This is a genomic window from Caballeronia zhejiangensis (assembly GCF_000698575.1).
GTDB classification, from domain to species: Bacteria; Pseudomonadota; Gammaproteobacteria; order Burkholderiales; family Burkholderiaceae; genus Caballeronia; species Caballeronia zhejiangensis.
In genome coordinates, this window is sequence record NZ_JFHD01000001.1 from 48,328 (window position 1) to 61,787 (window position 13,460).

Genomic DNA, 13,460 nt, shown 5'->3' on the forward strand with positions numbered 1-13,460 from the left:
GAAGCGCAAATGCGGGCCACCATCCTCTCCCACGAAGTACCGTCGGAAGTATCGTCCGTGGAGGTGCATCGCTTCAGCTTCAGGATCGACGACGAGCCGTCGCGACCCATGACCGAATTCATATCGCTGCGCACGGCGCGCGTGCTCGTGCAGCACTTCGAGGATGGCAACGCGTTCATCCGGATGCTGCGGGCGATCGTCGCCGCGCGTCGCGACGAATACGACGACCTGCTCGGACGCGTGTATACGGATCATCCCGGCTGAAAGGATCAGCGGCGCGCTTCGGTCGCCATTCTCAACGCGAGGCCGGCGAGCACGGTGCCCATCAGCCAGCGTTGGAACAGCAGCCATGCGGGCTTGCGCGCGAGAAAGAGCGCGATGGTTCCGGCGGTCATCGCGACGATCGAATTGACGGTGATGCTGAGGATGATCTGCACGACGCCGAGCACGAGCGACTGGCCGAGCACGCCGCCGTGCGAAGGATCGATGAACTGCGGCAACAGCGACAGATACAGCACCGCGATCTTCGGATTCAGCAGGTTGGTGACGAAGCCCATCGTGAAGAGCTTGCGCGGGCTGTCGATCGGCAGATCGCGCACCTGAAACGGCGAGCGTCCGCCGGGCTTCACGGCCTGCCACGCGAGATAGAGCAGATAGAGCGCGCCGCCGAAGCGCAACGCGTCATAGGCGAAGGGGATTGCGATGAGGAGCGCGGTGATGCCGAACGCCGCGAATAGCATGTAGACCACGAAGCCGAGCGCGACGCCGCCGAGCGAGATGAGTCCTGCGCTGCGGCCCTGACAGATCGAGCGCGAGATCAGATAGACCATGTTCGGCCCTGGCGTGAGCGCCATGCCGAGCGCGACCAGGGCGAAAGCGAACAGTTGCGGCGTATGAGGCATCGACGGACTCCGGCGGAAATAATGTCGATGCATTCTGCCGCGCGGTTTTCCACGACGCCAGATACGGAACCGGCGTCGCCCGTCGATACACTTCGTGTTTAACGCATGCCGCCGCTTGCAATGAGACTTTCGCCGGTCATCCAGCGCGCGTCGTCGGATGCGAGGAACACCGCGATCGATGCGATATCGTCCGGCTGACCGAGACGTCCGAGCGGCGTTTGCGCGAGCGCGGCCTTGTCGAAGTCGGAATCGATGATGCCCGCGCTATGCGTGCCTTCGGTCACGACGACACCCGGATTGATCGAGTTCACGCGAATCTTGCGCGCGCCCAGCTCGCGTGCGAGCACGCCCGTGATCGCATCGACGGCGCCTTTGGTGCCGCTGTAGACCGCGCTCGTCGGCGGCGTGATACGCGTCACGACCGAACTCACGTTGATGATGCTCGCGCCTTCGCCGAGGTGTTTCGCGGCGGCTTGCGTCGTCAGCAGCGTGCCGAGGACGTTGATATTGAACTGTCTATGAAAGTGCTCTTCGGTGATCTCTTCGAGCGCGGCGAATTCATAGACGCCCGAGTTGTTCACGAGGATATCGAGGCGTCCGTAGGTCTCGATCGCCGCATTCACGATGCCCTGCGCATCGGCCGCTTTCGACACGTCGCCGCCCACGGCGATCGCCTTGCCGTTCGATGCCGTGATCTCCGCGACGACTGCATCCGCGCCCGCCTTGCTGCTCGCATAATTGACGACGACCGACGCGCCTTCTGCCGCGAGCGCCTTTGCAATCCCGGCTCCGATACCTTTCGATGCGCCCGTGACGACCGCGACCTTGCCTGCGAGTTTGCTCATGATGGAATCCTTGAAGAGGTTATTTAATGCCCGGATGCGCCGTTGCGTTTTGCAAGAGCGGCGCGACAGGATGAAATGTAGCCATCTCCGCCAAGGCGATAAAGCAGCGTAGAGTGAAAAGACTTGAGGCCTCACGCGAATAATCGATCGGAGACGGCGCATGAATACGACTATGCCTCGCACGGACGTTCAGTTCGCCGGTCAGATTCCCGAGCTTTACGAGCGGCTTCTCGTGCTGATGCTCTTTGCGCCCTACGCCGAAGATCTTGCAGCGCGCGCGGCGGCGCTCGCTCCATCGCGCGTGCTGGAAACGGCAGCGGGCACCGGCGCCGTCACGCGCGCGATGGCGCTTGCATTGCCCGCTCATGTCGATATCGTCGCGACCGATTTGAATCAGGCGATGCTCGATCGCGCCGCGACGACGCCCATCGGACGCACCGTGACATGGCGGCAGGCGAACGCGTTGCAGTTGCCTTTCGACGATGCAAGCTTCGATATCGTCGTCTGTCAGTTCGGCGCGATGTTCTTTCCCGACAAGCCCGCGGCTTTCGCAGAAGCGCGTCGCGTGCTGCGGCCGGGCGGCGCGCTGCTCTTTAACATATGGGATCGCATCGAAGAGAACGCGTTTGCCAATACGATCACCGATGCACTCGGCCATCTCTTTCCCGATGATCCGCCGCTTTTCATGAAGCGCACGCCGCACGGCTACTTCGATCGCGGAGCGATTTCACGCGATCTCGCATCGGCGGGCTTCGACGCGATGCCGCGTTTCGAAACCGTCACGCGACGCAGCCGCGCATCGTCGGCGCAAGAGGTCGCGCTCGCCTATTGCCAAGGCACACCGTTGCGCAACGAGATCGAATCGCGTGCGGGCGCGAGTCTGGACGAAGCGACATCGATATGCGCGCAAGCCATCGCCGCGCGCTTCGGCTCCGACTATCCGGACGGGAAGATTCAGGCGCACGTCATCGAAATCCGGCGCTAACCGAGCACGCGTCCGAGCCATGCAATCAACGCATCCGGCGAGCAACGCGCGCTTCTACAACCGATATGTCCGTCCGGCCGCACGACCCACGCCATGCCGTTCTTCGCGCCGAAGGCATCGGCGAATTCGCGCGCTTCGTCGCTCAACGTCCGATACGCTTCACACGCAGGCACGAACGACGCCGCCTTCGCAACGTCCGGCGACACGATCAGCACCGCGCTCGCCGCCGTGCCGAGTGCGGCGCGCCACGCATCGACCGTTGCAGCGAACGCGGCGACGCGTGCGCCATCGGCATCGTCATCGATATAGCCGATGAGCGTGTGACGTCCGCGTCCGAGATGATCGTGCAAGCGCTGCGCATGACCGATGAACGCCTCCACGAGACCGCCGGCTTGCGGTGCACGATCGCCGGGCGCGGGCAATTCGGGCGTCATGTCGATGGTTTCGTCTGCAACTATCGAGCTGCTGCCGCGATAACTCACCAGCAATTGCGTCTCGCGCATCGCGGGCTTGATCTCGCCGTGCGCGAGAACCGTGTTCAGCGCGCGGCTCGTCGATTCGACGACATCGAGCCCGACTGGCCGCCGCTCCGCTTCGTAACTGTCGAGCAGCGTCTGACTCGCGAGACCGCGCGACGCGAGCGTGAGTTTCCACGCGAGATTGTGGACGTCCTGCAAGCCCGTGTTCATGCCCTGCCCGCCGACGGGCGGATGAATATGCGCCGCATCGCCTGCGAGAAACACGCGGCCGCGCGAATACTGCTGCGCGATCCGGTAACTCACGCGATACACCGACGACCAGCGCATCGACGAAAGCCGCGTGCCCTTCGGCAGGACCGGCAGCATGATGCGCTCGATCTCGTCAAAAGCGGGCGTGGCGTTCGGCGCGTGTCTGGCGGCATCGTCGGGAAGCAGGACCATCGACAGACGATAGCGATGCACCGAACCGCGCACCGGCAACGCGGCGAGCGTCGTCGATGCGGCCCTGTCCTCACCCGACACATTGAAGCGATACATCCTTCCGCGCGGCAGATTCCAGTCGACATCGACATCGGCGAGCATGAAGGTCTGCGGATACTGATCTCCTTCGAACGCGACGTTCAGATGACGACGCACCGTGCTGCGCGCGCCGTCGCAGCCGACGAGCCAGCGGCATCGAACCGTGCGGCTCTCGCCACATGCGTCCTGTACGCATGCGTCGATGGCATCGGCCGATTCGCTGAAATCGATGAGCGTCGCCCCGTATTCGACGTGCCCGCCGTTGCGCGCGAGCGCCGCTTCGAGAATGCGTTCCGTCTCGAACTGCGCGAGCGAGAGCGCGCCGTACGGCAGCCCGGCGCGCGGCACTTCGGCGCTGAACGCGGGCGCGCCGTCCTGATACGTGTCGGCGCCGGTCAGCCACACGCCCGCATCGATCGCGTCGCGCGCGATGCCGATATCCTCGAAAATCTCAAGCGTGCGCGCCGTGACGCCCAGCGCCTTCACGAAAAACGCGCGCTCGTCGTGTGCATCGATGATGCGCACGTTCACGCCATCGCGGCGCAGTTCGGCAGCCAGCATGAGGCCGACGGGCCCCGCACCGGCGATCAGCACATCGGTCGAATCGAACATGATGCGTTTTCTCCTGAGGAAACCGGCGAATGTCATCGACTGCCGTCAGGGAGAATAACCGCTGGATGCGCGCTCGTGGCGATGTGCATCAACCGGCGAGCGGCCCGAGACGCATGCCGATCGCGCAGCCCGCCGCGATCACGAGAAGCACGGTCGCGGCGATCGTCGCGTAGAGGAAATCGCGTTGCCGCGCGAACACGGCGAGCATCAGCACGACGCGCAGCACCGGCAGCAAGATGAAGAGCGCGACGCCCGCCGTCAGAAGTTTCGTGCCGGCGAAGAGACCCGCGCCGATCAGCGCGCACGCGGCCCACGTGCCGCACGTAGAAAACCGGCGAGCAGGCGATCGAGCGTTTTCGGCGTGAGGTCTTTCATCGCAGCAGATCGATACCGATGCCTTGCATGAACATCTGACAGGCGACGAGCAGCAGCATCGACAGAAACAGCAGGCGCAGGCGCTCGCCGCGCACTTTCATCAGCACGCGCGCGCCCGCGATCGCGCCGATCACCGAGCCGAGCGCGACCGGTCCCGCGATCGCGCTCACGATCTCCCCGCGCAGAAAATACGCGCTCGCGCTCGCGGCGGCCGTGACGCCGATCATGAAGTTCGACGTCCCCGTCGATACCTTGATCGGCAGACGCAATGCGTTGTCCATCGCCGGAATCTTCAGGATGCCGCTGCCGATGCCGAGCAGCGCGGAAACGAGTCCTGCCGCGTACATCAACGTGAGGCCGACGGGCACGCGGCGCACTTCGTAAGGGATGTCGCGACGCAAGGTTCTGTCGGGATAGCTGGAATGAAGGCCGAGCGCGGCGGCGAGTCCGTTCGATGGAATCGGCCCCGACGTGCCCGCCGGATCTTCGCGGCGGATGAACATCTGCCACGCCGACACCAGCAGCACGCCCGCGAAGAGGAAATCGAGCGCGGCCACCGGTACGAAGCCCGCGACGAACACGCCCGTCAGCGCGCCGAGCGTCGTGCCGGTTTCGAGTACGACGGCGAGCCGCACGTTCGTCAGACCGCCGCGCAGAAACGCGGCCGCGCCGCCGCAGGAACACGCGATCACCGACACGATGCTCGTGCCGATGGCGGCGTGCATGTCGATATGGAAGAACATCGTCAGGATGGGCACGATGAACAGGCCGCTCGCCATGCCCAGCATGCCGCCCGCCGCGCTCGCGCCCAGGCCCGTGCAAAAGAGCCAGAATGTGGCTTCGAAACTCATCGTCAAAGCATCGGTGAGGTATCGCCAAGAAACCAATATAACATGTTATGACGAGCGGCAAAAGCCGACGATGCGTGGTCTCGCGCTATGATTGCCCATTGCACGACGACAACGACAGCCAACATGGCCCGACGAAGCAAACAGGAAGACATTCAGGCGGAGACTCTCGACACGACGGATGAGGACGCGTCATCTGGCGGCGGTTCCAGCTATCTCGTGCCGGGCCTCGAACGCGGCTTGCGCATCCTCGCCGAATTCTCGGCGCGCGAGCCGGTGCTGGCCGCGCCGGAGCTCTCGCGGCGCATCGGCATTCCGCGCACGACGACGTTCCGTCTGCTGCAAACGCTCGAAGCGCTGGGCTTTCTCGAACGCGTGAACGGCGATCGCAGTTTCCGGCTCGGCGTCGCCGTGCTGCGGCTTGGGTTTGAGTACGTCAACTCGCTGGAGCTGACCGATTTCGGCACGCCGATTCTCGAACGTCTGCGCGATGCGACCGGACTTTCGACGCATCTGCTGATCCGCGATCAGCGCGATGTCGTGTTCGTCGCGAAAGCGCAGAGTCATGAGCCGCTGTTCAGCTCGGTGAAGGTGCATGTCGGTACGCGTCTTCCTGCACATGCGACCGTGCATGGTCATGTGCTGATGGGCGATTTGTCGATGGCCGCGCTGAAGGCGCTTTATCCCGAGGCTCAACTGGAGAAGTATACGGAGCGGACGCCCGCGACTATCGAGGAGCTTTACGAACGCGTGGAAGAATGTGCTTCGCTCGGGTATGGGCTCAGTGAAGCATCGTTCGAGCGGGGGATTTCGGTCGTTACTGCGCCCGTACGGGATCATTCCGGCGCGATCGTCGCGGCGGTGGCGGCGACCGTGCCGCGGTCCGATATCGGCGCCGATGATGAGAAAGCGCGGCTTGTCGCGAAGGTATGTGGCGCTGCGGTCGAGCTTTCCATGCGGCTGAATTATCGGCCTTCTGAGGGGGATCGTACTGTGGGGCGCGCTGCGAGTGCTTGAGGTTTTCTCTCGCCGGATCCCGTTTTCTTTTTGGTCTATTAGCACTGCCCCTGTGCGGGGCGGCGGTCACTTTCTTTGCTGCAAAGAAAGTAAGTTTTCTTGTCTACGAGTTTAATATTAAAAGAATTTCTCGACCGTCGAATACCGCGAGCGTACACATTGCTAGACACTAGGAGTGTCGAGCAAAGACGCCGCATCGACGCTTTCGCGCATTCCGCCAAGTTCGGTCCTGAGACAAGCCGCGCTTGTTACGTCGCGCATTTCATAGACGCTGTCTTCATGGTTGCGCATTATGTCGACGGTTCTTTGAAGCGTGCGAAATAGCAGTCGCATGGCAGCGATACGTGGATCGAGTGTAGAAGGCTCGGAATACGCTGAGGAAGGTTGTCGCCGTGAGGATGCGTGTGAGACTGCCGATTGTTTTTGATGTAGCACCGGTCTAGCTCCTGTTTTGGACAAACCCGGAGCCGCCCCTGTCTCTCAGTTGGGGGGGTGGAAACAATGACAGGGTTGGAAGACCGGGACGCTACACCATTGCCAGCAACCCTCGCGGGTTCCCTGCCACGTCCCGCTCTTAGGCCCGACAAAGCATCGAGCGCCGTTGGTCAGATGGCGCACGTGGTCTAGCTGCGCTCCATGTCGAAAGAGCGCGACGAACGTCAGCCGGCATTGCGCGGGCTCACGGGTGCAGAGTGTCTTCAAAACCGCCGAGTCCTGGCTGGCGCTACCACGCGCCAGCGATGTAATTATGCGTCGCACCTGCGCGAAATCATTTTAAGAGAAATCCGACCTTGTATTGCTGCTTCTTGGCAGTGTCTTTGGCCTAAGGGTTTTTTTTGCTTCCTCTCGAAATAATTCCCGCCTACGTTTCGCCGGTCGTGCGCTGAATCCGTATGCGCCCGATTAGATAGGAATGTTTATCAGGCCATGGCCTGACAGCATCTCGATGCAGGGAATCCGAATGGAAGCACAATCAAAGCGATCCACCGCCCTCGCGCGCTGGATCACGGGCAGGCAGAACTACTATCTCAAGGTGCGAGGCGCACCGCCGAGCGATGGCCTCTCGATCATCTCCGTCAAGGCGATCGAGCGGCTAGGCAGTCCGTATCACATCACGATTGAACTGACTGCCAATGTGGAACTGGCGCGCGCCGACTATCTCGGGCACAACGCGACATTCAGCATCGAGCCGTTACCCGGCGACGGCACGCCGCGCGAGTGGAACGGCAACATCACGCGCTTTACGCGAACTCGCAAGACGCGCGACTTCTGCGCGTATCGCGTCGTGGTCGAATCGCCGCTGGCTCGACTGCGCATCACCAAGCGCTCGCGCATCTATCAGAACAAGACCGTGCCCGAGATCATCGAGACGATCTTGCGCGATCACGATTACCGCATTGTCAGCCAGCCGGGTGAGTCGAAGAGCTTCACCGCATGGGGCATTCTCGCCATCGACGCCATCGGCGTGATTCCAGCGGCAGGCAACGCGAGCCGTCCCGCGCGCGCGGTCGTCAGGGAGGTGCTGCTCGCATTCGCCAAGGGCGCGGGGGCGGCCGTGCTGGTCGATCTGTTCTGGGCGACAGCGGGCGGCGACGCGATCGCCTTTATGGAGCAACTCGACGAGAAACTGAAGGGCTGGCTCTCTGAAATCGACGGCGGTATTGCAGATGTTTCGCGCACCGTGCGCAGCTTCGTGAAAGACCCTGTGTCGGCCGGCAAGCAAATGGGTCTCATCAAGGAGAACACAGGCTTTCTGTCGTGGTTGCCGACCGGTGAAGAAGTCACCCTGCATGGCATCGATGAATTGCTGAAGCTCTCGGGCCAGCGCGACACGATCCTGAAATGGCTCGATGCCTTCGACGCCAACCGCAGCGCGATGCTCAAGCAGGCATTCGGCGATGCGGCCACGGCCGGCACTCTGATCTTCATGGCCGCTCAGGTCGTAGCGGAAATCAAGCGGCGCAAGGCGCGCGGCATTCCCTCGCATACCGCGCACGCCGCGCCCGGCACGATGGAAAAGCCGCACATCAAGCCTGGCGAACATCGCGAGACCACGCAGAAAGGCGCAAAGCCCAGCGACCTGCCCGCGAAGGACGGCTGTGGGTGTCCGGCAACGGCGAGCAAGAGGCCCGTCAACTACGCGATGGGCGACGAGAACCTCGAACAGACCGACTTCGCGCTCGACGGCGTGACGCCGATCGTCTGGACGCGGCGCTATCGGTCGAGCCTTTGCGCTTACGATGCAAGCCCGCTCGGTGCGCGCTGGACGAGTCCCTATCACCTGTCGATCGACGAGCACGACAGCGGCGCGCTGACCTTCTTCGATCCGGACGCGCGCGCGGTGCCGCTGCCCGCCGTCCCGCTCGGCGATTCGATCGAGGTGCCGAGCGAGCAACTCACCATCAGCCGAGTCGATGCGCGCACTCTGCAACTCGCCTATCCCGATGGCTCGCGCGAGGTCTACGAGCAAAGCCGCACCGTGAAGACGTCACGCTACCGGCTCGTCGGCCGCACGGGCCGCGACGGTCTCGGGCTGACGTTGAGCTACAACGACAAGGACGAACTGACCGGCATCACCGACGGCGCGGAGAACACGATTCGTATCGAGAACGTGAACGGGCGTGTGGCGGCAATCTATCGGATCGGCTTGCACGGCAGCCGCGACGAGGCGATCGCGCAGTACACGTACAGTCCAGAAGGCGATCTGATCGAGCACCGCGACGTACTTCATCACGCGCGCACGTATGTCTATCAGCATCACCTCCTTACGCGCTACACGGACTTCAACGGCAACCCGGCCAATCTCGAATGGGACGCGTTGGGCCGAAGCGCGGCAACGTCCGCGCAATCGCGCTGCGTGCGGACGTGGATCGCCAAGGACACAATCCTCGACCGCGAAATGAACGTTCACGCGCTGGCCCCGAAAGAGGACACGCGCTTCGAATATCACCGCGAGCACTGGTACACCAAGGTCACGGACGGCGAAGGCAACGCCACGATTCATCGATACGACCAGCACAACCGCATCATTCTGGTCGAGCATCCGGACGGAACCAGCGACGCGTTCAACTGGAACGAGAACAATCAGCTCGTCAGCACGAAGAACGCGCTCGGTCAGGTGCAACGCTTCGAATACGACGAGCAAGGGCGTGTACGGCTATGACAAACAGGGCCGGCTCGCCTCGCTGCGCAACGAAAACAACGAGTCGACGACCTTCCGTTATGACGCGCTCGGGCAGTTGATCGAACAGACCGGCTTCGATGGGCGCAGCATTAGCTACGAATGGGACGACGCCGGACGGCTCGCGGCCTCGACCGAAGCCGGGGTCCAGACGCGTTACGAGCGCGATCCGATGGGCCGATTGCTCGCGCGCAAGATCGGCAACGCCGCCATCGAGCAGTTCTATTACGACGCCCGCGGGCGGCTCGTCACCGCCAAGGGCGGCGGCGCGGTGACGCGTCTTCATTACGATGATGCGGACAACCTGATTGCGGAAGAGCAGCACGTTCATCCGTCTTTCCGGGGCAGCTATTCGACCGTCACGCGTCACGAATACGACGTGCTCGGCAATCGCACGAAGACCACGCTGCCGAATACGCGCACGGTCGACTGGCTGCGCTATGGTTCGGGCCACGTTCACGGCGTTCTCGTCGACGGCAAGCCGTTGGTGGACTTCGAGCGCGACAATCTGCATCGGGAGGTGAAGCGCACGCATCGCAGCTTCACGCAGACGCGCGAGTATGACCGCGTGGGACGGCTCGCGCAGATGTCGGTGCGTCATGCGACGAGCGTCAATCTGCTCGATGTGCTTGCACGGCGCACGTATCAGTACAGCGCGGCGGGCCACCTGACGCGTATCGAGGACCACGCGCGCGGTGTAACCGACTATACCTATGACCCGCTCGGGCGCTTGCTCAAGTCGGTCACGCCCGATCTGACCGAAATCTTTGCGTTCGATCCGGCGGGCAATCCTGTCGATCCGGAGAAGGTTCCGCCGCGCCCGGTCGTGGAGACGGATGCAGAGCGCGCCGAGCGGCACGCGCGGGAACGCGCCGAAGACGAAGCGTGGCTGCGCGCGAATCCGGGCAAGCCGGCGCGCTCACAGTGGGATCAACGCCGCTCCGACGATGATAAGAAGCTTCATGCATGGGAACAGTCGTTGCCGAAGTGCATCGGCAATGTGCTGAAGGAGTTGAACCGCACGCACTACGCGTATGACGAGCGCGGGAACCTGAGCCGCAAGACCGAGCCTAATGGCGTGACGTGGGTTTATGCCTACGACAAGCAGAACCGGCTCACGGAGGCCAAGCGCTACGGGAAGCCGCCAGCGGCGAACGAGATCGATCGACGTGAGAGGAACACGGATGGTTCTACTCGGTGGATTTCTGGCACTGCGCCGTTCGATGTTGCCGCAAGCTATACCTACGACGCATTCGGGCGGCGCGTGGCGAAGGAAGTCAGAGGCGCGACAGGCGCAACCGAGCTAACCGTCTTCACATGGGACGGCGATGTGCTGCTCATGGAAGAGCGCTTTGACGAGCTGCCGCGCGAATATGGGCGTGAGCGTAAGTCCGCGAATGCCCGCTATGAGACGGTGCGAGAGGACGCGCAAGACGCGGATTCGCTGCCGGTCGCGCAGCGCATGCATACGTTGGACGTGAGCCATCAGTGGACGCGCGCGTCGCTCTATCTGCACGAACCGGGGACGTTCGTGCCGCTCGCGCGTCTCGATGAGAAGCTGGTCGAACCGGCGTTTCTCGCGACGGGCACCGATGGTGGGTTTGTTCAGGTTCCGGCGAAGAGCCGTCATGCGACGCTGTTCTATCAGAATGACCACCTTGGCACGCCGCAGGAGTTGCTGGACGAGTCGGGTAAGGTTGTGTGGCTGGCGCGGTATAAGGCGTGGGGCGGAAGGAAACCAACGCCCTATGGCAAGACGGATGCGGCCGAAGCGGATAACGCTATCCGGTTCCAAGGTCAGTACGCGGACGACGAGACGGGGCTAACGTACAATCGGCATCGGTACTATGATTCGAGTTCGGGCCGCTATATTACGCAAGACCCGATCGGCCTTGCGGGTGGCGTCAACCTGTATCAATATGCGCCTAACCCGATTCAGTGGATGGATCCGCTTGGGCTGACTCCATGTTGCCTCACATCTAGAGCAGCACGCCGCGAAGCGATGCGGCAAGCCGGTATCCCAACGAGCCAGCAGCCAATAAGTCAGTCGCGCAATGCTTCAGGATATGAATACCGGTACAACAAAGTAAAGGTTGATCCGATTAGCGGCGAAACGCGGATGACTGATTATGATCGACCTAAAATAGCCAATCCGAAAGGAAAGGCTTATTACGGGAGCTGCCAATGAATGAGCGAGGTGTGAACCAATACAAGAAAGAGCTCCTTTACAGAAAGGCTAACGGGAAAAAGTTGCTCAATGAGTACCTTGGCAAGATAGCGTCTTTGTTCCCAACTGAAGATCGATCAGAGATAATTCCTTTGGAGGAAACGGATGCTGTATTGGATCGCTTCAAAGCGGCGTCCACTCAACTACACCAGAAGACTGAGCGGATATCCGGGAGCGGACTTCACGTCGAACTCTCAGCCATGAAAGATCATCATAGAGACATGTATGTCCTCATAGATGAAGACTGGAGGTACTGCGGGATATTACGGGTCAAAAGTACGGAAAGTCTCAATGTCGACTTTGAATTTGGCAACAAAATACTGAATGACATTGTGTTTATATGGGCTGATATGTCTGCTGCTATCAGCTTTGATTTCTTTGAGGTTTCAGGCAATCGCCTGATAGATGTGAAGAGGTGGGGTGTGAGATGAACAAAGGGCCGCTTCTGCGGTAATGCCGTTTAGTTAAGGTCTTTTCTTAGATAGCGAACGGTGTACCGTTTAGGGCGGGATTTGACGACCCGGTCGCATGTGCGTCCGGGTCGTTTTTCGTTGCGCATAGACTTGAGCCTTTCGCGCAGACGCTGAAGGCAGGCGGGTAATTTTGCAAACGCCGGCGTGAGGGCCGAGCAAGAACAACAGCTCGTGCGCGGCGTGCTCGGATCCGATTGGGTTGGCGGGGGGGCTGAAAGTCTATCAATATGCGCCCAATCCGATTGAGTGGATTGATCCGCTTGGGCTTGCGAAGCGCTGTGCATTGAGCACAAAGAGACTCGGCAAAGCGACCGGGAGTTATTCGGCAGTGAAGCCGGGTCCTTTGCCCGATGATCTAGCCGCGACGTTTGCAGGAGGGCGATACAAAACCGTCACTTTGCCCAAAGACACCGTGCTGTATCGAGCAGGAACGGCGGAGCGACCGTTGGGGCAATTCTTTAGCCAAGAGGCACCTACTGGCGTGTTGCAAACTCGGATAGACAAAGCGGTGTTGCCTACGTGGCCTGGTGGGGGAACATCGCCGATTGATACGTCATTCGGGGTCAAGATTCCTGCGGGAACTCAAGTGTATGTTGGAGAGGTTGGTTCGCAAGGTGGTTTTTACGTAGGCGGTACGCAGTAGGTGGTTGTGCCAAAACCGTGGACTATCGAGGGAGTCGAGGTCACGCATTCATGCGTTCTCAAATGATGGATATTCGACAAATTGAGGCAGTGCTTTCTAAGATGCGCGACTTGCTACGCATCGGCGGACTGAGAGACTGGGCCGATGCGCTTGATAGTTGTGTACTGGACTTGCCTGTTGATCCTAGCGGTGTGCGAATGAGAATCGTCTCGATGTATGGCGGAATGGGATCGCTGAATGATGTGGTTTTATACAGAAATGGGCAGCCTCTGATTCGCGAAAACAACGAGCTTGATGATTTATGAAGCGAATTGTATCGACTCTGTCATGCGGCACCATAACGCTGTCCCCCTC

12 protein-coding genes and 1 pseudogene are annotated in these 13,460 nt (G+C 61.2%); 7 read left to right on the forward strand and 6 right to left on the reverse strand.

Annotated features, from left to right (window positions below; genetic code table 11):
* Positions 1-9: 9 nt before the first annotated feature.
* Complete coding sequence (locus BG60_RS00240; protein WP_144403779.1) at positions 10-264, forward strand: hypothetical protein; 255 nt, start codon at positions 10-12, stop codon at positions 262-264.
* 5 nt (positions 265-269) lie between these two features.
* Here BG60_RS00240 and BG60_RS00245 read toward each other — a convergent pair whose 3' ends face one another.
* Entirely contained in the window at positions 270-902 is a 633-nt protein-coding gene (locus BG60_RS00245) for a LysE family translocator (protein ID WP_008345968.1), read from the reverse strand.
* 98 nt (positions 903-1,000) lie between these two features.
* Positions 1,001-1,747, reverse strand: a complete 747-nt coding sequence (locus BG60_RS00250; protein ID WP_008345970.1) for a glucose 1-dehydrogenase — start codon at positions 1,745-1,747, stop codon at positions 1,001-1,003.
* Between the two features lie 160 nt (positions 1,748-1,907).
* Between BG60_RS00250 and BG60_RS00255 the strand changes: the two genes are divergently transcribed.
* Positions 1,908-2,732, forward strand: coding sequence for a class I SAM-dependent methyltransferase (locus tag BG60_RS00255; protein ID WP_034470057.1), 825 nt, complete (start codon positions 1,908-1,910; stop codon positions 2,730-2,732).
* Here BG60_RS00255 and BG60_RS00260 read toward each other — a convergent pair.
* The 3 genes from BG60_RS00260 to BG60_RS00270 form a co-directional block, all read right to left on the reverse strand.
* The gene (locus tag BG60_RS00260; protein WP_008345973.1) at positions 2,729-4,342 is read right to left on the reverse strand and encodes an FAD-dependent monooxygenase; all 1,614 of its coding nucleotides are present in this window, start codon (positions 4,340-4,342) and stop codon (positions 2,729-2,731) included. The two genes, BG60_RS00255 and BG60_RS00260, sit on opposite strands and share 4 nt — an antisense overlap.
* A gap of 88 nt (positions 4,343-4,430) precedes the next feature.
* Complete coding sequence (locus BG60_RS39440; RefSeq protein ID WP_235366310.1) at positions 4,431-4,568, reverse strand: hypothetical protein; 138 nt, start codon at positions 4,566-4,568, stop codon at positions 4,431-4,433.
* A gap of 145 nt (positions 4,569-4,713) precedes the next feature.
* Positions 4,714-5,568 carry a sulfite exporter TauE/SafE family protein gene (locus BG60_RS00270; protein ID WP_008345977.1) on the reverse strand — a complete coding sequence of 285 codons (855 nt, stop codon included), beginning with the start codon at positions 5,566-5,568 and terminating at the stop codon, positions 4,714-4,716.
* Positions 5,569-5,691: 123 nt separating this feature from the next.
* Between BG60_RS00270 and BG60_RS00275 the strand changes: the two genes are divergently transcribed.
* From BG60_RS00275 to BG60_RS00285, 4 genes are all read left to right on the forward strand, one after another.
* Positions 5,692-6,582 (forward strand): IclR family transcriptional regulator, encoded by an 891-nt coding sequence (locus tag BG60_RS00275; protein ID WP_008345979.1) that lies wholly within the window; start codon positions 5,692-5,694, stop codon positions 6,580-6,582.
* Positions 6,583-7,543: 961 nt separating this feature from the next.
* Complete coding sequence (locus tag BG60_RS39445; protein ID WP_051996378.1) at positions 7,544-9,745, forward strand: contractile injection system protein, VgrG/Pvc8 family; 2,202 nt, start codon at positions 7,544-7,546, stop codon at positions 9,743-9,745.
* On the forward strand, positions 9,732-11,951 hold the full coding sequence (locus tag BG60_RS39450) for an RHS repeat-associated core domain-containing protein (protein ID WP_051996380.1): 2,220 nt from the start codon (positions 9,732-9,734) through the stop codon (positions 11,949-11,951). Before BG60_RS39445 ends, BG60_RS39450 begins: the two co-directional genes overlap by 14 nt.
* Before the next feature lie 11 nt (positions 11,952-11,962).
* Positions 11,963-12,421: a hypothetical protein gene (locus BG60_RS00285; protein WP_152563165.1), complete on the forward strand. Its 459-nt coding sequence runs from the start codon at positions 11,963-11,965 to the stop codon at positions 12,419-12,421.
* A 29-nt stretch (positions 12,422-12,450) separates the two neighbouring features.
* Here the strand turns inward: BG60_RS00285 and BG60_RS39455 are convergent.
* Positions 12,451-12,618, reverse strand: a pseudogene (locus tag BG60_RS39455) (IS4 family transposase); the annotation flags it as partial.
* Positions 12,619-13,156: 538 nt separating this feature from the next.
* On the opposite strand from BG60_RS39455, the gene BG60_RS00290 reads away from it, so the two are divergent.
* Positions 13,157-13,411 carry a DUF6966 domain-containing protein gene (locus BG60_RS00290; RefSeq protein WP_152563166.1) on the forward strand — a complete coding sequence of 85 codons (255 nt, stop codon included), beginning with the start codon at positions 13,157-13,159 and terminating at the stop codon, positions 13,409-13,411.
* Positions 13,412-13,460: the final 49 nt, after the last annotated feature.